This window comes from Peribacillus sp. NJ4, assembly GCF_030348345.1.
Classification (GTDB): Bacteria; Bacillota; Bacilli; order Bacillales; family DSM-1321; genus Peribacillus.
This window is the reverse complement of the sequence record NZ_JAUCFQ010000001.1, coordinates 1,028,836-1,053,052: the sequence shown is the minus strand read 5'-3', so window position 1 is coordinate 1,053,052 and position 24,217 is coordinate 1,028,836. Positions and strand designations below refer to the sequence as shown.

Annotated in this window: 25 protein-coding genes, 1 pseudogene and 1 other annotated feature; of the genes and pseudogenes, 9 read left to right on the top strand and 17 right to left on the bottom strand. The window is 41.4% G+C overall.

Annotated elements, in window-relative coordinates:
- The first annotated feature begins 235 nt into the window (after window positions 1–235).
- Window positions 236–1,477 (top strand): AraC family transcriptional regulator, encoded by a 1,242-nt coding sequence (locus QUF94_RS05350; RefSeq protein WP_289314925.1) that lies wholly within the window; start codon window positions 236–238, stop codon window positions 1,475–1,477.
- A gap of 491 nt (window positions 1,478–1,968) precedes the next feature.
- On the opposite strand, the gene QUF94_RS05345 is transcribed toward QUF94_RS05350, so the two are convergent.
- Complete coding sequence (locus QUF94_RS05345; protein WP_289314924.1) at window positions 1,969–2,097, bottom strand: hypothetical protein; 129 nt, start codon at window positions 2,095–2,097, stop codon at window positions 1,969–1,971.
- Between the two features lie 181 nt (window positions 2,098–2,278).
- On the opposite strand from QUF94_RS05345, the gene QUF94_RS05340 reads away from it, so the two are divergent.
- The gene (locus QUF94_RS05340; protein ID WP_289314923.1) at window positions 2,279–2,971 is read left to right on the top strand and encodes an FHA domain-containing protein; all 693 of its coding nucleotides are present in this window, start codon (window positions 2,279–2,281) and stop codon (window positions 2,969–2,971) included.
- Window positions 2,972–3,102: 131 nt separating this feature from the next.
- On the opposite strand, the gene QUF94_RS05335 is transcribed toward QUF94_RS05340, so the two are convergent.
- The gene (locus QUF94_RS05335; protein WP_289314922.1) at window positions 3,103–4,863 is read right to left on the bottom strand and encodes a hypothetical protein; all 1,761 of its coding nucleotides are present in this window, start codon (window positions 4,861–4,863) and stop codon (window positions 3,103–3,105) included.
- Between the two features lie 286 nt (window positions 4,864–5,149).
- Here QUF94_RS05335 and QUF94_RS05330 point away from each other — a divergent pair, with 286 nt between their 5' ends.
- Window positions 5,150–5,518: a hypothetical protein gene (locus QUF94_RS05330; protein WP_289314921.1), complete on the top strand. Its 369-nt coding sequence runs from the start codon at window positions 5,150–5,152 to the stop codon at window positions 5,516–5,518.
- Window positions 5,519–5,562: 44 nt separating this feature from the next.
- Window positions 5,563–6,963 (top strand): hypothetical protein, encoded by a 1,401-nt coding sequence (locus tag QUF94_RS05325; protein WP_289314920.1) that lies wholly within the window; start codon window positions 5,563–5,565, stop codon window positions 6,961–6,963.
- Here QUF94_RS05325 and QUF94_RS05320 read toward each other — a convergent pair.
- The 3 genes from QUF94_RS05320 to QUF94_RS05310 form a co-directional block, all read right to left on the bottom strand.
- Complete coding sequence (locus QUF94_RS05320) at window positions 6,947–7,159, bottom strand: hypothetical protein (protein ID WP_289314919.1); 213 nt, start codon at window positions 7,157–7,159, stop codon at window positions 6,947–6,949. The two genes, QUF94_RS05325 and QUF94_RS05320, sit on opposite strands and share 17 nt — an antisense overlap.
- A gap of 234 nt (window positions 7,160–7,393) precedes the next feature.
- Window positions 7,394–8,359, bottom strand: coding sequence for a quinone oxidoreductase family protein (locus QUF94_RS05315; protein WP_289314918.1), 966 nt, complete (start codon window positions 8,357–8,359; stop codon window positions 7,394–7,396).
- A 122-nt stretch (window positions 8,360–8,481) separates the two neighbouring features.
- Entirely contained in the window at window positions 8,482–8,628 is a 147-nt protein-coding gene (locus QUF94_RS05310) for a hypothetical protein (RefSeq protein ID WP_141994063.1), read from the bottom strand.
- 157 nt (window positions 8,629–8,785) lie between these two features.
- Here QUF94_RS05310 and QUF94_RS05305 point away from each other — a divergent pair, with 157 nt between their 5' ends.
- Complete coding sequence (locus QUF94_RS05305) at window positions 8,786–9,310, top strand: GNAT family N-acetyltransferase (protein ID WP_289314917.1); 525 nt, start codon at window positions 8,786–8,788, stop codon at window positions 9,308–9,310.
- A gap of 229 nt (window positions 9,311–9,539) precedes the next feature.
- On the opposite strand, the gene QUF94_RS05300 is transcribed toward QUF94_RS05305, so the two are convergent.
- Together QUF94_RS05300 and QUF94_RS05295 are read right to left on the bottom strand one after the other, a co-directional pair.
- The gene (locus QUF94_RS05300; RefSeq protein WP_289314916.1) at window positions 9,540–10,367 is read right to left on the bottom strand and encodes an STAS domain-containing protein; all 828 of its coding nucleotides are present in this window, start codon (window positions 10,365–10,367) and stop codon (window positions 9,540–9,542) included.
- Between the two features lie 111 nt (window positions 10,368–10,478).
- Window positions 10,479–10,934 carry an Lrp/AsnC family transcriptional regulator gene (locus QUF94_RS05295; RefSeq protein ID WP_483313636.1) on the bottom strand — a complete coding sequence of 152 codons (456 nt, stop codon included), beginning with the start codon at window positions 10,932–10,934 and terminating at the stop codon, window positions 10,479–10,481.
- Window positions 10,935–11,068: 134 nt separating this feature from the next.
- Between QUF94_RS05295 and QUF94_RS05290 the strand changes: the two genes are divergently transcribed.
- Window positions 11,069–11,653 (top strand): DJ-1/PfpI family protein, encoded by a 585-nt coding sequence (locus QUF94_RS05290; RefSeq protein WP_289314915.1) that lies wholly within the window; start codon window positions 11,069–11,071, stop codon window positions 11,651–11,653.
- A 669-nt stretch (window positions 11,654–12,322) separates the two neighbouring features.
- Here the strand turns inward: QUF94_RS05290 and QUF94_RS05285 are convergent.
- On the bottom strand, window positions 12,323–12,493 hold the full coding sequence (locus QUF94_RS05285; protein WP_289314914.1) for a hypothetical protein: 171 nt from the start codon (window positions 12,491–12,493) through the stop codon (window positions 12,323–12,325).
- 335 nt (window positions 12,494–12,828) lie between these two features.
- On the opposite strand from QUF94_RS05285, the gene QUF94_RS05280 reads away from it, so the two are divergent.
- Together QUF94_RS05280 and QUF94_RS05275 are read left to right on the top strand one after the other, a co-directional pair.
- A complete protein-coding gene (locus QUF94_RS05280; RefSeq protein WP_289314913.1) occupies window positions 12,829–13,260 on the top strand; it encodes a helical membrane plugin domain-containing protein in 432 nt (143 codons plus the stop codon).
- 39 nt (window positions 13,261–13,299) lie between these two features.
- Complete coding sequence (locus QUF94_RS05275; protein ID WP_289314912.1) at window positions 13,300–14,481, top strand: NAD(P)/FAD-dependent oxidoreductase; 1,182 nt, start codon at window positions 13,300–13,302, stop codon at window positions 14,479–14,481.
- Between the two features lie 160 nt (window positions 14,482–14,641).
- On the opposite strand, the gene hxlB is transcribed toward QUF94_RS05275, so the two are convergent.
- The 6 genes from hxlB to QUF94_RS05245 all read right to left on the bottom strand — a co-directional run bounded on the left by hxlB (window position 14,642) and on the right by QUF94_RS05245 (window position 19,940).
- A complete protein-coding gene (gene hxlB / locus QUF94_RS05270; protein WP_289314911.1) occupies window positions 14,642–15,193 on the bottom strand; it encodes a 6-phospho-3-hexuloisomerase in 552 nt (183 codons plus the stop codon).
- Window positions 15,190–15,822 carry a 3-hexulose-6-phosphate synthase gene (hxlA, locus tag QUF94_RS05265; protein ID WP_289314910.1) on the bottom strand — a complete coding sequence of 211 codons (633 nt, stop codon included), beginning with the start codon at window positions 15,820–15,822 and terminating at the stop codon, window positions 15,190–15,192. The genes hxlB and hxlA overlap by 4 nt, the downstream gene beginning before the upstream one ends.
- Window positions 15,819–17,102, bottom strand: coding sequence for an MFS transporter (locus QUF94_RS05260; protein WP_289314909.1), 1,284 nt, complete (start codon window positions 17,100–17,102; stop codon window positions 15,819–15,821). Before QUF94_RS05260 ends, hxlA begins: the two co-directional genes overlap by 4 nt.
- A complete protein-coding gene (locus QUF94_RS05255; RefSeq protein WP_289314908.1) occupies window positions 17,084–18,055 on the bottom strand; it encodes a sugar kinase in 972 nt (323 codons plus the stop codon). The genes QUF94_RS05260 and QUF94_RS05255 overlap by 19 nt, the downstream gene beginning before the upstream one ends.
- Window positions 18,042–18,812: a sugar phosphate isomerase/epimerase family protein gene (locus QUF94_RS05250; protein ID WP_289314907.1), complete on the bottom strand. Its 771-nt coding sequence runs from the start codon at window positions 18,810–18,812 to the stop codon at window positions 18,042–18,044. The genes QUF94_RS05255 and QUF94_RS05250 overlap by 14 nt, the downstream gene beginning before the upstream one ends.
- 93 nt (window positions 18,813–18,905) lie before the next feature.
- A complete protein-coding gene (locus QUF94_RS05245; RefSeq protein WP_289314906.1) occupies window positions 18,906–19,940 on the bottom strand; it encodes a LacI family DNA-binding transcriptional regulator in 1,035 nt (344 codons plus the stop codon).
- A gap of 284 nt (window positions 19,941–20,224) precedes the next feature.
- Between QUF94_RS05245 and QUF94_RS05240 the strand changes: the two are divergent.
- Window positions 20,225–20,443, top strand: a pseudogene (locus tag QUF94_RS05240) (SET domain-containing protein-lysine N-methyltransferase); the annotation flags it as partial.
- A gap of 40 nt (window positions 20,444–20,483) precedes the next feature.
- Here QUF94_RS05240 and argS read toward each other — a convergent pair.
- The 3 genes from argS to desA form a co-directional block, all read right to left on the bottom strand.
- Complete coding sequence (argS, locus tag QUF94_RS05235; protein WP_483313635.1) at window positions 20,484–22,163, bottom strand: arginine--tRNA ligase; 1,680 nt, start codon at window positions 22,161–22,163, stop codon at window positions 20,484–20,486.
- Between the two features lie 38 nt (window positions 22,164–22,201).
- Window positions 22,202–22,420 (bottom strand) — a binding site (T-box leader).
- Between the two features lie 88 nt (window positions 22,421–22,508).
- Window positions 22,509–23,054, bottom strand: a complete 546-nt coding sequence (locus QUF94_RS05230; RefSeq protein WP_289314904.1) for a response regulator — start codon at window positions 23,052–23,054, stop codon at window positions 22,509–22,511.
- 93 nt (window positions 23,055–23,147) lie between these two features.
- A complete protein-coding gene (gene desA, locus QUF94_RS05225) occupies window positions 23,148–24,179 on the bottom strand; it encodes a Delta(5) desaturase DesA (RefSeq protein ID WP_289314903.1) in 1,032 nt (343 codons plus the stop codon).
- Window positions 24,180–24,217 lie beyond the last annotated feature (38 nt).

The window sequence follows — 24,217 nt, the reverse complement described above, 5'->3', positions numbered from 1 at the left end:
AAGGTTAGTAAGTTGAAAATTATACAGATTTTTTAAAAAACGGGTCAAAATAATCATTCGAAGAATTTGGAAAGAGTATTATTTCCGACTTATTGGCGCGGGAAAAGTAGAGTTCTATAAATCAATAATAGGATATTCCATTATGGGGCTTGGATCTTTTACAGTAAGCTAATGTTATTTTGATATATCTATTTAAAACAAATAAGTTATCTAAAAAAAGGCAAGTGATATGAAAATGAATAGAATGGTTAACAGGAAGGATATTCCATATATTTGCAATCTTATGTTCAAAACATTCGACATACCTGTTTTTTATTTAAATGAGAATAAAAAAGTCACAATTAAATTACCTGAAACTTTTAAAGCTAATCCCTTATTCGAAGGGATTGAAGAGCTTCTTGGTGAAATTACACATTTTTACCAAAGAACTTTATTGCCGGCTATCCATATGACTAATTTTTTGGAGCACTTTCTTGTTCTACGCCTGCCTGGTCATCCATCTTTGGGAACCATTGTGATTGGACCATCTTGCTATAAAGAATTAACCGAGGAATCCAAAAAAATCCTTATAATAGATAACAAAGTGCCAGGCAACTATCATGATCAGTGGTTCCAATATTACGAGAACATCCCAGTGATTAACCAAAAGAGGCTGGCTTATATCGGAACGCTCCTCTATTACCTTGTTTGTGGGAAAACTCTTAAGGTGAACGAAGTATTGGAGCAGTCCTATATCTATTCACCCAAAGTTACCCCAACCGACCATCTTGATGTCATAGTGTTGAATCAGCGTGAAAACAAATTCTTCCATATGGATCCGAGTTTTGAGAAAAATTTGTACCACCTCATTAAGGTTGGAAAAAAGGATGAAGCGTTAAAGGCCTATCTGTCTTTCCCTAAGGAATCGATTGGAACTTTATCCAAACAAAGCTATTTAAGAAGCAGGAAGAATTTTGCCATAACTGCAGTTACGCTTTGGACACGAGCCGCTATAAACGGAGGTTTAGACTGGGAAACCGCATATACAATGAGTGATATTCACATTCAGCATATTGAAGAATTAGAAGCAATCTATAAGGTAGAAAATGCCATTATTGACGCACTTCTTGAATTTGTTGATGTCGAGCGAAGAAATAAGGGGCAAATTGTTTCTAAACCGGTATTGTCCTGTCAAAATTATATTTTTAAGCATTTATATAGGAAGATAACCCTGGAAAACCTTGGTGAGCACACCGGATTAAATCCAAGCTATTTGTCACAGTTATTCATAAAGGAAACGGGTATTCCAGTAAGTGAATATATTCAGAGGCAGCGTATCGAGGAAGCAAAAAGGCTTTTAATTCTTACCGATTATACTGTATCAGAGATAAGTTTCATACTTAATTTTAATGACCAGAGTTACTTTACAAAAGTATTCAAAAAACATACAGACGTTACGCCAAGACAGTTCAGGAATAGCCACGAATTTGAAATCTAGTTAACAGTTTTTCTTGTTACTTTTCTACTGACAAGGGTCGTATTGAGGAATTTAGCCTACTAAAAAGTACCCTATAGAGTAGACACTAAAAAAGTCTACCTATAGGGTACTTTTTTTTATAATGGGGTACCGCCACATGCCCATCAAGCTAACCCAACGTGATTGCTGTCGCGGATACTATTAAAGAAACCTCTCAAAAAGCGATTGAAAGGTTAAAAAATATGGGTCTTGATGTTTTCACCTTGCTCCCCCACCTTTTCTATCTTCTTCCTTCCCGTTTCGTCTCCAACATCCCTCTCCAATCCAGGATATGCTTAATTCAGTAAAGTCAGGCTGATAAAGGCAATGCCAAATATACAGTACAGAATGAGGGTAAAGGGCTGGGGAAAAATAATATATACCATCATGCTAATGATCATCAGCAGGATGCTGAAGGCATTTATCCTATCTCTCCACATACTCACCTTTGGTCAACTCCTTTTCCATTGCGTTCAAGCGTAAGGTACATTTTCATCGCATACTTCTTCCGGTGCTGCCTGGTCGGCTTTGAGGAAACGCCATAAAAATACTCCTCCCACAGTCAAAGCGAATATCAGCAAAAATAGAGTTACTTTCTTCATCCATCATTTCTCTTTGTTATAATGGCTGTGTGCCTAATTTGTATTTTTTCATTTTTCGTTAGTAAGTAAGCGACTGATAATTTATAATTATAAGATTGAACCCACTAAACAGCCATGTAGCCAAAATGATAAATCCATGAAAATAATTTAAATATTCAGACTTTTAAGAGGTGTGAAGTGAATGATCTATAAAACTTTCAAGGTTGTATTGAGGGCTTTGCACAAAGGTCAAACCGAGGAATTCGCCTATGTTTTTGAAGGGAAAAGCCTGCTGATTGGCCGTGCAAGCCAGCACTCCAAAGCTGATTTCAAGCTTTACAATGACTTCGTTTCCAGGGAACATTGCCGGATTTATATGGAGGAAGGACAGCTCTTCATTGAGGATTTGGCAAGCAAACACGGTACCTCGGTAAACGAGATGCCGCTCGTACCGGGCAATCCCTGTCTCATTGAACCGGGGGATTCCATTACTTTGATTAATGGATTGATTGAATTCATGATCTCCATCGACAATGACTTAACACGGGATTTCACGCCGGTGAACCCCGATATCAAGCAAACCTTGGCAATCAATGAGCACCTTCAGACCGTGATCATCAATGAAGAAGCACCCATTAAAATGCCTACAAAGGAATTCAATTGCTTTAAGTTACTTTATGAGAATTTGGACAACCTTATTTCGAAGGAAGAGATTGTCCAGCATGTATGGCCAGAGAGACTCGGTGATCCCGAGCAAATCGTGACGGCAGAAGAAATCGCTTCACTCCTGTACCGGGTACGGAAACGGTTAAATGGGCACTTCGCCATAAAAGCCGTCATTCAAAAGGGATATTATATGGAATCCATCCTCACATTCAATCTATCGGACTTATAATGACAATCATTCGAAGACATGAAAAAAAGCATTGCTGATTACAATGCTTTTTTTCATGCTTTAATAATTGGTTTAGTGTTTCATATAGTGGAGATGGCCAGCCTGTATCCACCCGTTCCATCCTAATGCTTTTATTTCTTTGGTAAGTCCAGATTAGTGAATTGATCGACTGGAACGACATCTTCTTCCATATCCATCACCTTCAGTACAACCCGGTCTCCTACATTCGTCAATACAACATCGGATAGCGCATTGACCCCAGGGTCCACTGAGAATCTCTTGGCACTACCCTCGACGATTAAATGAAAAACATATCCATTTGGGAGATTGGCGTCGTTGATCCTTGTTACTTTCCCCTTTATTTCTTTCATCTCAAATCCTTTTTGTGGCGTTATACCGCTGACTTTCCCTAAAGATGCAATCAGTTTTTTATAATTCCGGAAAGCTTCGTCTTTCGTTTTACCGAAGACCACTTGGGGATTATCGCTATTGGCGTAAACAATCGCGACACCTTGAAACTTGCTGCCCTTTGTAACTGGAATGACATAAGTGGGAGCACCGTATATCGTATAGAAAATTCCATTAGTGGCTTTCCAGCCTGGATATTTAGACAAAAATTCACTCGCATTGGCGTTGGATTTTGCTTCCTTTCCAGTTAGAACGGACGTGACACCTTTGTAGTACGTCATTTCACCGGTTTTGGCATTGAAAACACCGTAACCTACCAAGGTTTTGGAGTTTCCTTTTGATTTAGCCCTTGTAAAGTCCACTACATAAATCAATTCGCCTTTTTCGTTAAACGTGACCTGCATATTATCCTCATTAGGTATCAAGACATCTTTCTTCGGCCCGATCAGGGATTGGTTTTTCCACCCGTGAACATATTTCCCCCAGTAGGTCCAATATTCCAGGGCTGTTTCCAGCGTGAATGTTCGATCCACCCATTCAGGTTCTTTTCCTTTTGGGTAGTATTTCGTATCCCCCGTTTCCGGATTCACCAATACCACCCCGTCCACTACGGACCCGCTGCGGTATTTCAAATAATGCCCCACAGAAGCTACGAAGTAGGGCTTTCCATCTTCGTTCGGTTCCAAATATGAATCATGGATGATTTTATTCGGATAGGCCTTCCGGATGGTCCTTTCCAAATCATGATCGAGGTACTGTGAGGGAGCATACAGCATCTTCCCTTTTACCGTACTTGCCCCTTTATCCGTCGATACGGCGGAAATCAGATTATAACCTGGCGTGTACTCCGCTTTCCCGGCTTTCAAAAATCCGTCCATTTCAATGGGTGAAGTATAAGCCAATTGATCATTTATATTGGTTAGACGGTATTCGCCTTCAGTGAAATATGATGCATTTTCTATTTTATTAATCGCGGCATCGCCTTTTGCGTCTGCCATTTTCACTGTAACAAGCGGCATGGTTTTAATATCTTGAACTTCTTCCAACTCATTTTTCTTATCGACCTTTGCCAAGCCATGCAGATCTGCGGCAAAAGTGATGGGGTAAAACAACATGATAACCCATGCTGCAATCAAAATGCCCCCTAACAAACTGTTGAAATGTACGTTCCATGGTGTTTTTGGTTTCTTCGCAGTTTCATTTTCCCTCCGATTTCGTCGGGTCATTAAAGATGCCCTGGCACTGTACACATACATTCTTGAATCAATGATGAGAATGAGCCCAAGAATGATGGCAAAACTCGAAAAGAATGCTGCGGCAGTAAGATCCACTAACATAATATCGATAACGAAAAATAATACGGCAGCAGAAACTAAAAGTCTCAGCACCTGTTCAATGAAAAAGGGTATATCCTTTTTGGTGATTGCGTTTGTCCATCTCTGCGGAATCAAGGAAAGTCCCAATATGGCAAATGGTATTTTCATTAAAATTCCTTTTAAGATGAAAATGAGTAGCGAAAGTATCATGGTTTTTAAAATCTCTCCTTGTCAAATACGTTTCCATTTACCCAGTTTATCACTTTTGTGAAACAATTTTACTATTCTTGAAATATGTCGAAATATCATTTCTTCCAAATCATAAAACTTATTTTTTCCAACGATGCTACTTTTTCCGATTCATTGTTTATATAGATGGTGAAGTTCGTTCTTTTCGATGTATAAATACCAGATATTCGATAGGGTCGAACCAAACCATTCGGGAGGGATGTAAATGAAAATGGAATTGGAAACGATACTCGATCAGAGATATGAGATGGGGCTCAACCCCCATTTGGCGAAAGCGATTGGCTTGCAAAAAGCTCTGATGCTGGTACATCTTCATTCTTTGATTGAAGGTTATGGCGTGGAACGGGACGGGAGGGATTGGATTTGCCAGACTTATGAACAATTGCAAAGGCAGATGCCCTTTTGGTCGAAGGGTACAGTCAAACAGACAATCCTTATTCTTGAAAAGGATGGATGCCTTGTTTCATGCAACTATAACAAATGGAAAATGAATAAAACGAAATGGTACAGCATTCGTTACGAATTAGCCATTGATATTTGTGATAGCACAGATAGAACATCGCATTATCTTTGAAAAATGACACTGCGTCATAGAAAAACCAAAGGGGACAAAACCGTATGATTTATGAAGAAACCTACCAATACCTATTAAGAAATGTATCTTCCACTGAATTCGATACGTGTTTGTACGCCTTGCTTCACAGTGATTGGGATGGGGTCATCCAGAGCCCGCTTCATATGATGGCCAGAGGAGTCGGGACAACAGAAAAGTACTTAAGGCAGATCATCAATAAATTCACCGCCCCTCAAGGATCACTAAAAAAAGTGTTTGTGCCTGTTCATCAGGGCGAAGACATTTTATATAAGTTTAACCTGGGGCCTGCAAGCAATCTTGGTTTTAACAGGAAGACGGACCGTTACTGCAAGAAATACCGTTTCTTTTATAGCGATGCTTTCAAAATCTTAACGATTCATGGAAAACGGCTGCTGCTGATGGGCGCTTTTCGAATGTCTGTTTTGAAGTCTGAAGAAGTACTATTCGATTATAGTGAAATCGTTCCTGATTCCAGCTCGCTCTTCACTAGGAAGCGCTTATTGGATGCAATCGATGCAGTCCATGACGCTTTAGGCCATTTAGTGAGGATTTCTTTTGCAAGCAGGGCTTTTTCAAAGAAAGAAGTTCTGGTATTCACCTTTACCGGAGGCGTCTTGGAGCAGTATAAGGAAAATCGGGCGGAACGGACATTGTTGCGAAGAACGATTTTCAACTCTGGCTTCCTTGGGCATATCAATGATTCTGTATGCAGGGAATTGGAACGGATCGGCAAATATATTTTCCGTTCATTTCTACAAGAAGCGACAAATCCAGAGTTTTCCAATGATACCCAACAGGAACTGCTGAAATTAGCCCGTTTCGTCTATTCTCATTCCCTTAAGAAATTTGGCAAGGCCCTTCCTGCCAATAAGCAGTTACTACTGGCACCAAAACAAGCATCTGCCTATTTAAGCAAGATCATTTATAACGAAACCCTGGAACAGATGGTAAAGTTTTCACACCAGGCGGAATCCATCAAAAGCTTGCTTGAACGTGTTCATTTTCATCGGGACATCTCCGAGAAAGCTCTAGGCCGGGAAGTGAATGATTTGGAAATGGCTGACCATATCGAACCCATTCTCAATAAATACCATCAGGCGGAATTCATCCGCAATGTACTGAACGGCTGGTGCGAGACATGGCTCATTTCCCGTGTGAAGACAGTGACCGAAGAACTGAGAGCAGAAGGAAAAAAGAAAAGTACGCATGATGATAAGCAGATCGCTGCCGAATATATGACACGTATTAGAAACGATACATATGGACAGTTGGACAGGCTGTTGACCTTGATCCTTAAATTCGGCAACCATGCAGTGGCCCCGTCTGCCCGGAATTCTCCCCTCACAAAGAAAAAGGAAACCCTCCAATCCTATTTCGCAATCCAAAAGGAGCGTCTGGATGTTCTCTCTATTTCCACTTGCTAACATTCACACGGAGCATTAAGTTTCGTGTGATTCCCCATGCCTTTTCATACAGATTGTTCAAGAGAACGAATCCGTTCTCTTTTTTTGCGGTCTTTGGGGTATGTGGATAACGAATGTCGACTGTGATTTGCAGAATGACGATTGTGGTTTGGGGATGGCCCACTGTTGATTTCCCCTTTGAATTCGTGGGTTGCATATGAATCATGTGGATAAGGGAACTTGGTCAGCAGGTTGTTTTGACAGCAGACCCTAACCCCTGTAAGGGCAAGGGCATTTATAAATGAGTTATCCAAGGGTCTAAGGAAAGGTCTATATAAAGGAACTGAAAAAGATTCTGATCATCAGTATGAACAAGGAGTTGAATGTGGCGGGCCCATTTAAGAAAGGAATGAAAAAAGGCCCCCATTTGAATGGATGACCCTCATACGTTTTATGGTATTAATAATATCTTCCCCGTACTTTTCCGGCTTTCAAGAAGTCTATGTGCATCCGCCCCATTTTCCAACGAAAAAAGAGTCGGTTTTTCAATGAGGATTTTCCCTGACATGATCCATTCAAACAACTCTGCGGTCCTTCTTTTCCGTTCTTCATGGGTAGTCAAGACGTTCCAGAGGTCTCCACCTATCAATGCTTTGGATGTATCCATCAACATTCTCGGATCGATTTTCTCTGGATCTCCGCCCGCCATTCCAAAGAAAACGACTGTTCCACCAGTCTTGGTCGCCTCGAAACTATCCAGCAAAGTTTGTCCTACTGATTCATAAACGACATTAACGCCTTTCCCGCCGGTTACACCCTTAATGGAATTCACCCAGTCGGATCCGTAAAGGAAAACATGATCGGCACCCGCTTGTTTGGCAACAGACGCTTTATCATTTGATGAAGTCAATCCAATGACCTGACAGCCCTTCATCCTGATCATCTGTGTCAGTAATTGACCGACTCCGCCTGCAGCTGCATGGACCAGAATGGTTTCCCCTTCTTTTACTGGATAACTGTCATGAGTTAAATATTGCGCAGTCAATCCTTGAAGTAAAACGGAAGCGGCCGTTTCAAAGGAAATGCCCTCAGGCAGCGGTAATAGTTTATCCGCTGGAACTGAAACCAGCTCCGCATTGGCATGGGGAACATCAGCAAATCCTACACGATCACCTGCTTTCACATGATGAACATCTTCCCCGACATATTCGATGACCCCCGCCCCTTCATAACCTAGAATAAATGGAGGATCACCCACCAAGTGATAATTCCCTTTCCTTCTATATACATCAGCAAAATTCAATCCGATTGCTTTCATTCGAACGATCACGGCTGATTTTGAATGTTCAGGTTCTGCAATTTCCCTTACAGACAGGATTTCCGGTCCGCCGAAATTATCAAAGACAAGTGCTTTCATCATCCTAACTCCCTTCAATGGTTCTTTACAATCTTAAAGATATAGGATGAACCCCTTGATGGCAAGAAACACAAAAAACCGCCCTGCCCTTAAAGGCTAGAGCGGTCCCTAAGTTTGACCCATCAATCGGTATTGGAACCAGGGCCGTTCTTTCGTTTATTCGCAGAATATTCCTTACCGTGTGCTTCATGTTCTGCAATGATGTCCGCTTTCGGAATATGGTTATTCTTTTTCGGTGAACCGGTACGGTTGCGATGTTTTTTACCCATGATGCATCTCCCCTTCATAATGCTATTTATTACGTTTTCTAATGTTAGCTTGTCCGATTATCACCGAAAATACCGGCAAAATAGGCACTTCATAATAAAGGAAAAACCATCGTTGAGACCGAATAGATAGAAAACTGATATATGTGGAGGGAATAATATGTTTCCTGTATTGAACACGGAAAGGTTACGATTAAGGGAAATTCGTGAAAGTGATGCGGAAGCCCTTTTCCAATGTTTATCAAAAGATGAAGTTACCCGCTTTTATGGTCAGGATTCATTGGAAACTGTCGGGCAGGCGCAGGATATTGTGGTAACTTTTGCGAAAAACTATCTTGAAAAACGAGCGATTCGATGGGGAATTGAACGCATGGATACGCAAGAATTGATTGGTACAATAGGTTTTCATGCCCACAGTCCCAAATACAGACGGGCCGAAATCGGTTATGAAATCCATCCTGCACATTGGCGCAAAGGATTTGCTTCAGAGGCTCTTAAAGAAATTATCGCTTACGGCTTCAACGACCTTGACTTAACTCGCATCGGCGCGGTTGTTTTTCTGGAAAACCAGCCATCCAGTGATCTATTGGTTAAGCTGGGCTTCATCCAGGAAGGAATATTAAGGAGTTATATATACCAAAATGGTGTCCCTCATGATACATATGTCTATTCACTGCTGAAGTGAGGGTTCAAGACTGTAGACAAATTCGAAGAAAATTCTGTTTGCCTACAGTTTTTTCTAAAAAAAATTCCAGTTGATTTCAGCAATCCGCTGAAATCAACGTTCAATTGCTTCGAAGCATCCGTTCCCCGATTCCATTTACTTATTCGAGTCGAAAAAAACAGCGAATTGATTTTCTTAATATACCAAATTACCCACAAGAAAAAGTCACCAAATCATGGCGACTTCCGATTTAGGTAACTACAAGGTAGTCTTTCAAGGCCTGCTGCAGCGTCCCCTTTGTCTCTGCTCTACTTTCGATTTGAACCCCTGAACGGATCATTTTGGTAACCACTTCAGGGCGTAAACCAGTCACTACAGCTTTACACCCCATCATTGCCGTTCCATCGAGGATTTTCAATAAATCATTAATGATTTCAACCTCCATTTCAATGATACCGGATAAATCCAAGATTAAGGTCTGTATCCGTAGTTTACCTATCTCCAGCAATACCTTTTCCTCGATTATCCGTATACGTGAATCATCGATTGTCCCAATTAAAGGAAGGACGCAGGTGGTGGAAGTGATTGGAATAATCGGGACGGACAGATTTTCCACCAAGTTTTGCTGGGCCAGAATCAATTTGTCTTTGTAATCGGAGTAACTGACGAAAAAGGATTTAAGAAATACATCAACCTTTTCATTCACTTTTTTCTCTAATTCAAAAAAGGTTTTGGATTCACTAAACACTACTTTTGCACTTTCGAACTTATAAAGAAAGGTCCAAAGTGTTCGGCGGATGGCCTGAATCCATTCCAGCTTGAATGAAAGCGTCAAGGAGTGGGTTGCCCACGTAACTCCCTCTTGTTCGGCAAAGGCAATCATATCCACTTCATTCTGTTCCACTATATAACGGATGAGTTTATGAGCATTATTCAAAAGGTCGACATTTCCAATCAGCAGAATTTCTTCAATCTTATCCCTGACATTGACAGCTTCCGATAAAAGATATTCTTCAAACTCACTTTTATTCTGCAAAAAGAATTCCATTATTTTTTCTTCCTCATAAACAAAACTCATTAGTCTCCACTCCCTTTTAGTAACTTTCAACTGTGACTTTTGTTACTAATTACTTTCTATATTGGTGGAGTTTTTTCCTGCTAAAATATTAGAGATATGGCAGGCATATAATTAAAGCTGGGTTACATCCTCGCCTGAAAAGACATTCTTCGTTGCTGAAGAAAAAATCAGATGGGTGGAAGATTTCCCGTATTTGATGGCTTCATCGACGAATTCTTCCAGTGTTTCCATGGAAAATGTACTTATTTTAATAAGATAACTGTATTGTCCGGCTAACCGGTGGCACTCCAGAACGTCTGGATGACTTAAGCTAAAATTATAAAAGTCTTTACATCGATCCGTTTCGAATAAAATGAAAGCTGTGATGCTCCTATCAAGTTTTTCAAGGGATATATCCGTTTTATATCCTTTTATCACTCCGCTTTCCTCCAATTTATTAACACGTTCTTTAGTGGCTGGAGCTGTCAAGGAAACTTCATGTGCCAGTTCCTTCATTGACATGCGCCCATTATTCTCCAGCAGGGAAAGTATCTTTTTATCCGTTCGATCCAACTCAATCGCCCTCACTTTTCATTATTAATAAAAATCATCTAAATACATTATAAAATAAATAGAAATGTATTGAATACGTAATTAATCGTATGTAATGGGGAATTTCATTTTTATATAATTAATACAAATAAATTTAAGGGGATACTGCTATGAAAAAAGTATTGATGCTGCTTTCCAATGGATTCGAAGCGGTTGAAGCAAGTGTGTTTACAGATGTATTGGGGTGGAATAAATTGGAGGGTGATGGTACCACTGATCTAGTTACGGTGGGACTTCATGAACAATTGAAATGCACATGGAATTTCATCGTGCAGCCCGAATTTACCATCGATCAAGTAAATCTTGATGACTTCGATGCTTTGGCCATTCCAGGAGGCTTTGAAGAAGCCGGTTTCTATGATGATGCATATGATCAGAGGTTTCTTGATGTTATAAAGTATTTTCACAATAAGAACAAAATCATAGCAACGATTTGTGTAGGTTCTCTCCCATTAGGAAAAAGCGGGATATTGAATGGAAGAAAAGCCACTACGTACAACCATCCGACTAGTAAGAGACAGGGTCAGCTAAAAGATTATGGTGCGATTGTCGTTAATGAACCGATTGTCGTCACTGATAATATCATTACATCCTACAATCCTTCAACAGCATTCGATGTTGCCTTCACGCTCTTGGAAATGCTCACTTCCGAAGAAAATTGTAAACATGTGAAGGAACTGATGGGTTTTCATTAAGAATGGCTCTTATCCGAATGAATAAGAAAATCCAGCGGTTGGCTTACACTCATTCACACGGTTCTATTTGAAAAGACTGTAGGAGTAGGAGAAAGGGGGCGGAAAACGTATCTTTCATCAAATAATTCCGAACCAATGACCAAAAGCAACACCTTCAACTCCTAGGGTATATCTAACTATTGTAGCAACGTTGATTGGAGAGGAAGGTGCGAGACTCCTGCGGGAAAAGCGCGTCTAGGGAGACCCCGCAGGCGCAAGCCGAGGAGGCTCCCGGACCGCCCGCGGAAAGCGAGTGCCTGGAGCGGAAATCAACGTCCAAATTGTATACAGTCTGAGGTTCCGAAGGCCAAAAACGGAACAAGATGAATGATGAAATAAAAAAACCAGTTCTATCAATTAGATATAATTGATAGAACTGGTTTTTGATCTAGGTTTAGCTTCGCTGGCTGGCGAAGTCCATTAGATTCGACAGTTATTTATAGATTAATCATTTAATTCACCGAGTCCATTTTAGGGCGATGGAGAGTAGAATTTCTAGAGTCAATTCACCATAAAGTCGAGTTAACTTTCAGAATATCCGAACAGCTGCATAGTGAGGATTAAGGAGTTTTTTTATAAAAATGAGCAACACTAAGTAAGCATAACCGGTTCGCTATGCTTACGAAATTATTATTTATCAGATGTTTCCGATGTGCCTTCCTCACTGTTTTTGAGGTAAACTTCAGAAATTCCATTCATGCCTTCCAATAGTTGCGCTTTCGTATATTCCATATTGCCAACCAGTTTATTATGCTTCTCATCATTATTCTCTTCTACAAGTTTAGATTCTGAATCAGTCACAATATTCACCTCCATCATTTAGGATGGCAAATAAAGATGGAAATATGTATGACTGGCGACGATGATAGACACTTTACAAAATGGTCTATTTTAGTGAAAAATTTCAGGCCATACATAAGACCTTCCATTAGGTTAGATCCTTTAAATATGAAGGAAAAGCTTATTTTATGGATATTTTTAAAAAATCAGCTGTTTTCATGAAGCTAAAAGGATATACTAAAGGATAGCTTTTATTTAATTTTTAAAAGTATTTTTTTCGTGTTGCACTTTGTGCAATATTTTACAAGTTTTTCTAATTATATTAACAAAATGCTTATTGTAAAGGAGAATTGGATATGTCAGAAACGATTACCCAATCACAGACTGAACAACTTAATGACCGCCAAAAACAATTAGATGTACTGGACCAATTATTAAAGCCTGAGGTTCAGGAATCTTTGAACACTTTAGTTGAGCAGTTACCAAAGCTGACTGAGATAGTGAATATTTTAACAAAGTCTTATGATTTTGCTCAATCAGTAGCGACTGATGATGTTTTGAAAAATGATACGGTCAGCGCCATTTCGGAGATCGCAGGACCTGTGGTGGATTCAGTGAAAGGGCTTGCGGCCACTTCCATCGAAGCTAAGGATCGCGCTGAAGTGAATAATGATGTGATCGGTCTTTTTGGTCTGTTAAGAATGATGAAAGACCCGCAAGCGCAAAAGCTTTTCCGTTTCGCCCAAGCTTTTCTTGAAGTCTCTTCAGAACGTAAAAACCAAAAATAATTTGATAAACTTTCAATCAGTAAGGACGGGGGATTAACTATGTCAAAACAAATCGTCATCTTAGGTGCAGGTTATGCTGGATTACTATCTGCCTTATCCGTACGTGAATATTACAAGAAGGATGAAGTGCAGGTTACAGTGGTGAACCAATTTCCAACGCACCAAATCATCACCGAATTGCACCGTCTTGCAGGCGGATCCATTTCTGAACAAGCTGTTTCCATTCCTTTAGAAAAACTTTTCAAAGGAAAAGATATCGACCTTGCCATTTCAAAAGTGGAGTCTTTCTCAGTCGATAAAAAAGAAGTGAAGCTTTCCAATGGCTCCACTTTATCTTATGATGCCCTGGTTGTTGCTTTGGGAAGCCAAACAGGATTCTTCGGCATTCCGGGACTTGAGGAAAACAGCATGGTCTTGAAATCCGTAAATGATGCAAACAAGATTTACAAACATATCGAAGATCGCATCCGTGAATATGCACAAACGAATAATGAAGCGGACGCAACGATCGTGATCGGCGGCGGCGGCTTGACGGGCGTCGAGTTAATCGGTGAAATCGTGGATCATTTCCCTAAAATCGCCAAAAAGTTCGGAGTGGACTTCAAGGACTTGAAAATCAAGCTTGTGGAAGCTGGTCCAAAAATCCTTCCGGTCCTGCCTGATCACTTAATCGAACGTGCCATGACAAGCTTGGAAGCACGCGGCGTTGAATTCTTGACAGGTCTGCCTGTTACGGGTGTTAAAGGAAACCAAATCGAATTAAAAGATGGACAAACTATCGTTGCCAATACGCTTGTTTGGACAGGCGGAGTTGCAGCCCTTCCTATCGTAGGCGAATCAGGCCTTGAAGTGGATCGCGGCAAAGCGGCCGTCAATGAGTATTTGCAATCCAAATCCCATAATGATGTATTCGTCGTCGGGGACAGTGCCCTTGCTTTCCCTCCAGAAGGCGGACGTCCATACGCTCCTACTGCACAAAATGCTTGGCAAATGGGTGAGCTTGTTGGATACAACCTATATGCAGCGTTTGAAGGCAAGAAACTCGAAGAATTTTCACCTGTAAACTCAGGTACACTTGCGAGCCTTGGCCGTAAGGATGCGGTGGCAACTGTTGGAGCCAATAACACTTCCCTAAAAGGTCTGCCCGCTACTTTGATGAAAGAAGCAAGTAATATTCGCTATCTATCACACATCAAAGCCCTATTCAGCTTGGCTTATTAATTTATTATAGTCGTGACATGCATTTACATGTCCGCGGTACATGCCCTTTATTCCCCGTCATTGGGAGTAAAGGGCATTTTTATTTCACGAGGTTTAACTTTTTATTGATGGCCTACAGAAAAAAAGGCGGGCCCCCTACTTGAAGGGGGCCCGCCATATTTCACTCTACATTGCTATGTTTGGAATAAGTGAGCTCGTGGCTTATGGACTGGGTTAATGAATAGTCCAAGCATACTGCATCACATAAAACATGTACGCATTGATCAAACAATGAGCTTAACGGCTGGACGCTTTTCGTTTCATGGTCCAAGCGATTTTTCGTTGCAGCTGGAATCAACAAGACCTCATGAGAGACATTCGCTAAATCGGATTGATCATTCGTCGTGATGGAAAACACCTTGCATCCCATTTCCCTGCCTTTTGCCGCAACCGAAATCACACTTTTTGTCGAGCCGCTCCCGCTAATGGCTATGATTAGATCGCCTTTCGCAATAGAAGGGGTAATCGTCTCGCCGACTGCATAAACGTTTAAGCCGAGATGCATCAATCGCATCGCAAAGGCTTTAGCCATGAAGCCCGACCTTCCTTCACCTACGATGAAAATCCTGTTGTCCGACTGTAACTGCTTTAGGAGCTCATCCGTTTCCGTTCCGTCCATTTTGTGAAATACACCGTTCATTTCTTCTAAAATAACCGCAATTTCCTTTTTCAAACTTTCTTCACACCTTTCTCCCCATTCATCGTTTCGTTAAATAGACGGGCAGCTTCTGCTGGATTTTTTGCTTTTGTAATCGCCGAGCCAATTATCAAGACATCCACACCCCGCCTGATCATTACAGGCAAGGATGAAAGTGTGATCCCTCCTGCAGCCGCGCTCATGGATCCAGCGTGATTTCTCATATGGATCATGGCATGATCAGCTATCTCCTGGCTATCCTTGCTTACATGCTCACAGAAAATCGCCTGATTGTAAATCCGTAACTGTTCAAGCCGGGAATCGGATACATTCAATAAATCAATCATGATCTGCCCATTGTATTCAAGTGCCTTTTCCAGGCATTTTTGGATGGTTACATCTGAAGCAGCCCCCATTACCGTAGCTACATCGGCCCCGCCTTGAAAGCAAAGATCCATTTCGTAAGCCGCATTGTCCATCGTCTTCATGTCTGCAACGATTTTTTTATCGGGAAAGTGTTTTCTCATTTCTTTGATGCTATTCGTTCCGAACTCTTTGATCAGGGAAGTCCCCACTTCGATCCAATCAATCGAAGATTCCACGGTTCGTGCCATTTCAATGGCTTCCCCCATATTCATGCGATCCAACGCCAGCTGAATTTTCAAGACGAAACCACCTCCATTTGCTTGACTGATGTAACCGCTGGCTTTTTAACCATCAATGTCAGTAACGCTGAAATCAATAAAGATCCCGCCATGAAAATATAGGATGCTCCAGGCCCGCCAGTCAATCCGTTTAAATATCCGACGAAATAAGCACCTACAAATGAGCCAAGCGCCCCCATGCTGTTAATCAGGGCCATTGCACCGCCAGCGACATTCCTTGGAAGTATTTCAGGAATGATGGCAAAGAACGGTCCATACGGGGCATACATCGCTCCGCCAGCAATGACCAACAGTGCATATGAAAGCCAGAAATTCGATGTGCCGATCATGAAGGATCCGAAGAATGCGATGGCCCCCACTAGCAGCGATGTCCAAACGAACGTTTTCCGATTCAATGTTTTATCCGAATAATAGGATAGTGCCAACATTGAAACGACTGCTAATAAGTAAGGTCCGGATGAAAGCCAGCCCGTTGCTACTATATCCATATTGGACGCCTGTTTAATAATGGACGGCAGCCACATGACGAACCCATAAACCCCAATGCTCCACATGAAGTATTGGATGCTGAGCACGATGACCTGCTTCGACTTAAAAGCTTCCTTATAATTTTTAACGGGTTTTAATGCGGCCTGTTCTTTCTGGAGGACCATTTCCATATCTTTCTTTTCTTGATCGGTAAGCCACTTGGCATCTTTTGGACGGTCATTGACGGCCTTATACCAGATGAACGCCCACAGGACAGCCGGAAGTCCTTCAATGATGAACAGCCATCTCCAGTCGAATGCCTTCAATAGGTAGCCGGAAAGGATCGACATCCACAATACGGTAACAGGATTCCCCAAGATCAAAAAGGTGTTGGCCCGGGAACGTTCTTCTTTTAAGAACCAGTGGCTAAGGAAAACGAGCATCGCAGGCATAACAGCGCTTTCAACGACACCCAGAAAGAAGCGAATCGGATAGAGCCATTCCACACTTGTCGCCATACCCGTCAATGTGGCCAGTCCTCCCCAGAGAATCAAGCTCCAGAAAATCAGAATTTTGGCACTTTTCTTTTCCGCGTAATGCGCGCCTGGAATTTGAAAGAAGAAATAACCCAGGAAAAACAGCGCGGCCAGAAAGGAAGATACCCCGGCTGTGATATTTAGGTCTTCCCCCATCCCTCCCGCTACACCAAACCCATAATTGGCACGGTCGAGATAGGCGAGGCTGTATGTGATGAACACTAAGGGGATCAATCTCATCCACCTTTTTCGCGAAGCTACCTGTAATTGAGACATGATTGAACCACTCCTTTTTTCATAAAGTGTTCTAGCTCTGCCATATCAGGAAGCCCTTCGTGATCTCCAGAAGACATCACAGCTTTGGCCCCTATCGCATTTCCCCGTACAACGGCTTCTTGATACGTTGCCCCTTCCAATAAAGCGCTTATTACCCCGACTGCAAACCCGTCTCCTGCCCCTACGGTATCTACGACCTTCGTTACAGCAAAACCCGGTACCTCTTTCCTTTCATTCTGGGTCGCAAAGTAGGCGCCTTCTTCCCCAAGTTTAATCACCACAAGCTTAACACCGAGTTCGAGATAGTAACTGGCGATATCCTCTTTTTTGCTGTATCCCGTAAGAATTTCACCCTCCTTCATACCGGGAAGCAGCCAATCCGCCTCTTCCGCAAACCGATTGACGATGTTGATCATCTCCCTTTCATTCTTCCAGAGTGATGGACGAAGGTTTGGATCGAATGATACGGTTACACCCTTTTGTTTCAGATGATTCAAGACTTCCCACGACAACTCTCTGAAACTGCTGGAAATCGCAGGAGGTATCCCCGTTAAATGCAGATGCTGAGTTAAAGGGAGCTTCTCAAGGGGAAAATCCTCCAGGGAAATCTTACTGGCGCTTGAATTCTTCCTAAAGTATTCAACGACCGGATCCCCTTGTTCGACTTTCGATTTTAGCTGGAACCCAGTTGGATTGAACGCATCCACTAAAACATTGGAGACATCCACCCCTTCATTTGTTAGCGTTTTCAATATCATGCGCCCGAACGAATCGTCCCCCACCTTGCTCATCCATGCAGTTTTGATCCCTAACCTTGACAGACCAATCGCTACATTGGTTTCCGCCCCCGCCACATAACGTTTATAACTAAAGCAGTCTTCAAGTTTTCCTGGCTCATCAGCTATGAACATCGCCATTGCCTCTCCCATCGTCAATACCTTAAGCTCGCTCATGGCTAACCTCCCGTTCCGATTTCATATGTGAAATATAGGTCTCTACATTTTCCAGGGTTACCGGGAATTCAATCGCTCTCGGACAGGCATCACTGAACCTTTCCAATAACTCTATCACCCCAGGCTGCAGCGGCAATGATACCGGCTCGGTCACCCATTCCTCTTTCCCCCGCTTCACTTTTTTCAGATGAATATAGTCTACATATCTCGCTAAATCTTTTGCAGCATTCATTGGAACCTCGTCTGTATACAGCCAGTTCCCCGTATCAAACGTCAATCTAATCGGGATATCAAACTTTTCGGAGCGGTTCAGGAAATGGGCGATCCGGTTTACATTTCCGCCGTCTAGCGTTTGATCGTTCTCGATGGTGATTTTTAATCCGCCGTTTTGCAGATTTTCCGTCAAGACCTCTTTCACTTGAGCCATATCGGTTTCCGAGAAGTGGTAGTTTCCTAGAGGCATCTTTAACATTTCCGCTCCCAGTTCATCCGATTCCCTTGCCAGTCGCTTAAAACCTTGTTCATTGATTTGATGGTTAGGTCCGATCAGGAATTCCGGAGCGGAATAATAAATGTCCAAGTTAAGCTCCTTGCATAAGGCACCCAATTCTTCCAACCTAACATCCTGGCCCAATAGCTCTCTTCTGATTTCGATTCCATCAGCTCCAGCAGCCGCCACTGCTTTTATGATTTCAAGATGTCCGAGCGTTTGAAGCAATTCCAGCGGTAATGAATTCATGCATACAAAGACTTTCATAATGATTCCTCCTCCTAACGAACGCTTTAACAAACTAAAATGGTATCGGTACCATTTTGGGTGAAGAATAAAAGTCTTCCATGCTTAGAAGACTTACTTCTGTATAAAAGGCGTCGTTTGTCTAACATTCAACTTCGCTTGATATGCCATTGTTTGGGCTGGAGACACCTGACCATCAATGCGGCGCAGGATCATTTCCATAGCAGCGACCCCGATTTGGTATGTGGGCTGTTCAATCGTTGTAATACCCGAATAAACAATGGTACTCCAATCCGGATTATCAAATCCCATTATTGCTAAATCTCTAGGTACCGCCAATTTCTTTTCTTGAAAAAGTAAAATTAATTTTAATAGCACGACGCTATTTGCCGTCAATATAACTCTTGATACGCCTTTTGAGTCATCTAAAAAATGCTGGAGCTTGGACTCGACATCATGTAAATCGTCGACATTTACCTCATAAACATCTTCTGAACTCGGATGACTGTGGCTCATCAGCGTTTGCTGAAACGATAGCCGCCGTTCATACCTGGTACTGACCTTGCTTGCAGGTTCGCTGAAAAACGCAATTCGTTCATAATTTTGGCCGACAAGATAATTGACCGCTTGAGAAGTAGCCTGAAAATTATCCAATCCTACCGTATCGATTTCAAGATCCGGCACTTTCCGATCCAAAAGGATGATCGGTGTCTTTTGGTCTTGCATCTGTTTTAACATGTCGTGATTTCCGCCAGTCGTATGAATGATAAGACCGTCAATGCGATGGGATAGAAGCATATCAAAATATCCTCTTTCCTTCTCCGGATTATTATCCGAATTGCAAATCATCAGATTATATCCATTCTGGCTGCATATATCTTCAGCCCCCCGAAGGATGGCCGTCGTATATGGATTGTTGATGTCCGCCACGATGATTCCAATCAAATAACTCTTATTGCTTTTAAGCCCTCTGGCCATCGTGTTTGGGCGGTAATCCATTTTGTTGATCGCCAACTCGATTTTCTTGCGGGTTTTGTCAGAGAGTTCATTATATCTCCCCCCTAAATACCGGGAAACGGAGGTTTTTGAAACACCTGCTTCTCTAGCGACATCGTAAATTGTAACTTTTGAATTTTCTCGTTTAACCATTTCATTCATCCATTCGCGAATTTTGGAACCGGTTCCATTTTTATAAATATTAACACATTCCCAATGAATGTCAATCCATTTTATTCATATTTTTCCCATATCAAATTTTAATAGCAGAGCCTGCTTTTGAAAAAAGAGCTTCTTCTTCCGGTCCGTTCATCCATCAATCAATCTCTCTTGCAGGTTCCTGAATCAATACCGTAAGTACTACAAAACACTCTTGATTGAAACATTGGAAACTACATTTACCGTGCAGCATCTGGAAAACAAAGTAGTATCACTGCACCAGGGTTGCCTTAGGAAATGGATCACTATTCAATCATTCTTACACTCCGAATGCGCCGTTCGATTATAATCCAGAAGATTTAACGATAGACTTTTATGCACATAAAGATATAAAGGCTGGCGTGGAAATCACGATTGAAATGATGATAAATCCCCTTATGGTTTTATGTCATCGAGTGGGGTTTTTTGCCATTTCATTTAAAAAGAATCCATTTTGATCAATCTTTCTTCAAAATGGATTCTTTATTCGTTTTAACTTTACATTTTAGTCGGCGCTGAAATTCCCAATAAACTTAGCGCATCCTTTAATACTATCGCTACGGAGAAAGCGAATGAGAGCTTCATTTGTTTCCATTCATCTTCAACCAAGATTTTCGTATGTGCATAATACTTATTGAATGCGCGTGATAACTGCAAGCTGAATTTCGCGATTTGTGATGGGTCGGCTTGTTCAAATGATTTTTGGACAATGATTGGATATTGCTCCAGCAGCTGGAGTACTGACCAAGCATATTCACCTAAAGCTTCAAATTGGATGGCCTGCTCTTTATATTCACCTTTTTCAAGCAATGATGAAATTCGCGCAAATGTGTACTGTACATAAGGACCCGTTTCTCCCTCAAAATTCATCATTTGCTCTAATGAAAAATCAATATCGTTCATGCGGTGATTTTTTAAATCATTAAAGATTACCGCACCGACACCAACCTGTTTCGCAACCAGTTCTTTCTGTTCAAGTGCCTGATTTTTTTCTTCGATATTGCGCTTTGCAGTTTCGATTGCCTCTGCCAATACATCCGCAAGCAGCACGACTTTCCCTTTACGTGTCGACATTTTCTTACCGTCTTTTAACATCATGCCAAAGGCTACGTGCTGTAAGTCATTTGACCAATCGTAACCCATTTTCCCAATGACGTTAAAGAGTTGTTTAAAGTGCAGGGATTGTTCGTTTCCTACAACGTAAAATGTTTTCTTTGCATCATACTGCTTTTTACGATACAGTGCTGCTGCTAAATCACGCGTCGCATATAGTGTCGCACCATCCGTTTTCGTAATCAAGCAAGGCGGCATATCTTCCAATTCCACGACATAAGCACCTTCGGAAAGGGTAAGTAAGCCTTTTTCATTCAATTCCTCGACAACAACATCCATTTTATCATTGTAAAACGCTTCGCCAGCATAGGAATCAAAACGGATGCCCAATAAATCATAAATCGTATCGAATTCTTTTAGAGACGCATCCCTGAACCATTTCCATAGTGCCAGTGCCTCCTCGTCTCCATCTTCAAGCGACTTGAAGCTAGCGCGTGCTTGGTCATTCAACGATTCATCCGTTTCAGCCATAGCATGGAACTTCACATAGATTTTCAATAATTCTTGAATCGGGGAAGCTTCGATTGCCTCTTTGTCTCCCCACAGCTTATACGCGACAATCAATTTGCCGAATTGCGTGCCCCAATCCCCTAAATGATTAATACGCACGGCATTATAGCCATTTTTTTCAGCAATGTTAGCCAGTGCATTCCCTATGACCGTTGAGCGTAAGTGCCCCATGGAAAAAGGCTTGGCAATATTCGGGGATGAATAATCAATCACGACATTTTCCTGTACAGGCTGCTTCGAACCATACTGCTCCTTCTCACTTAATATGGTTTGCAGCACATTTTCCGTCACCATCTTTTGATTGACGAAGATATTCAGATAGCCACCCACTACGTTCACTTCGTGGATCAAATGACCGGTTAATTGTTCAGCTATTTCAGACGCAATAACTTGAGGTGATTTTTTAAATTTTTTTGCAAGTGTAAAGCATGGAAAGGCGACATCACCTAACTCCATTAATTTAGGCTTTTCCATTAATTTTTCTATTTCGCTTGCTGGCAATTCATTGTTTAAAGCAGTTGAAATTAATGCTGCAATTGTTTTATTCATCGTCATTTTCCCTCCTAAAAAAACAAAAAAGCCCCCGTCTCTAAATAAGAGACGAGAGCATGGATTCCCGTGGTACCACTCTAGTTGCCACAAATCGTGACCACTTTCCATTGTTAACGGGGTGACTCCCCGATGTTCCCTACTAAACGTTTCAAGAAATTTCTCCAAAGTGCGCTTCATTCATCCGTCCTGCATTAGGCTCACACCATCCCTAACTCGCTTTCCATTTCAAAATGAACTACTCTCTTTATCACAGAATTTTCAATATATGATTTAATCCATCGTACACAATTTAAAAATACGTGTCAACACAGGATTTCAGATCCAACCGGTTATTAAGTCTCAATATGACTAACCAGCCGGTAACTTCATTTTATCCTTGATGGTTGAAAAATATTTCCTTACGGTACCAATTGGGTTTCTTTGCTGATTAGATGGTTCATTTGTGGTTTGACCATCGGCTAACAGGCCTAACACTCCCATTTCCCGGGTATTATTGTTGGAAGACTCATCTGTAAGTTCGGGGGAGTATATACGCTTGCCATCCATTATGCTGCGAATCGAGCAGGCTAACTCTTCGCTCGGGCCATCCTTCAATAAATAACCACTTACATTAGCTTTTAACGCAAGTTGAAAATAACCAGTCCTTCGAAATGTCGTTAATATAATCACTTTGCATTCAAATGACTTTAAAGCTTCTGCTGCCTCAAGTCCGCTCATTACAGGCATCTCCATATCCATGATACAAACATCAGGCTGTAATTGGTTCACAAGAGTGATCGCTTCTTCTCCATTACTGGCTTGCCCGACAATTTCTATATCTTCTTCAAGATTGAGTAGAGAACTTATTGCCTCTAACAGCATTTGCTGATTCTCTGCAATGACAATTCGAATCATTTTAAGTTCTCTCCTTTATCGAGTCGCTTATATGAAGTAAAGACTCCCCCAAATCCAAGGATTATTAAGGGAGTCTGAAATGATACATGAACGTTACAGTTCAGATTTCACTTGAGCGGAAACGCTTTTTTTCGTTAAATATTTTATGTCTTTGAAACCGATAAAATTCTTGGATTCCTCATCCCATAAACGGAAACGGAGTGAGCGCAAGCTCGTAGCAAGAGTAATCGTTGGTACGTTCTCTAATGGCTGCGTATTATTGTGCGCCATTTCCAATTTATAGTTAGGTACCCTTGGACTTAAATGGTGAACATGATGGTAACCGATATTACCAGTAAGGAACTGCATCAGTTTTGGAAGCTTATAAAAAGAACTTCCTTCCACTGCTGCCAATACATATTCCCACTCCTCATTTTCTTCAAAATAAGAGTCCTCAAATGTATGCTGGACGTAAAACAGCCAAATGCCCACTGAACCAGAAATCATGAAAATGGAACCTTGTACTAAAAGAAACGACTGCCAACCTACTGCCAGGCAAAGTAATGCCACTAAAACAACGATTATTGCATTCGTCAAATAAGTATTCATTTTTTCCTTCTTTCTAGCACCTTTACGGTTAAATCTATTTTTAAGAAGGAAAACATAAATTGGACCTATTCCAAACATAACCAATGGATTGCGATAAAAACGATAGGCAAAACGAAGCTTAAGCGGTGCAGCCAAATATTCATCCACCGTAAGGGTCCAAATGTCTCCTGTACCCCGCTTATCTAAATTACCGCTTGTTGCGTGATGCACAGAATGCTCATGCCCCCATTGATCAAAAGGGAATAAAGTCAAAACACCCATGATTGTCCCGACTATTCTATTCGCACGGCGGCTTTTGAAAAATGAATGATGCGTACAATCATGAAAAATAATGAAAATTCTTGTCAGGAAGCCAGCAGCCAACACAGCTGGAATTAAAGTTAACCAATAAGAAACGGAAAGACTTATATATGCTAGGTACCATAAAATGATGAACGGTCCCAATGTATTGATGATCTGCCATATACTTTCCTTTGTCGTTGATTGTTCAAAAGGAGCAATTTGTTTTCTCAAGTTTTTAGTGTTTTGTATAGTCATTAATCAATTGCACTTCCTTTTATTTGTCGTTATTTCAT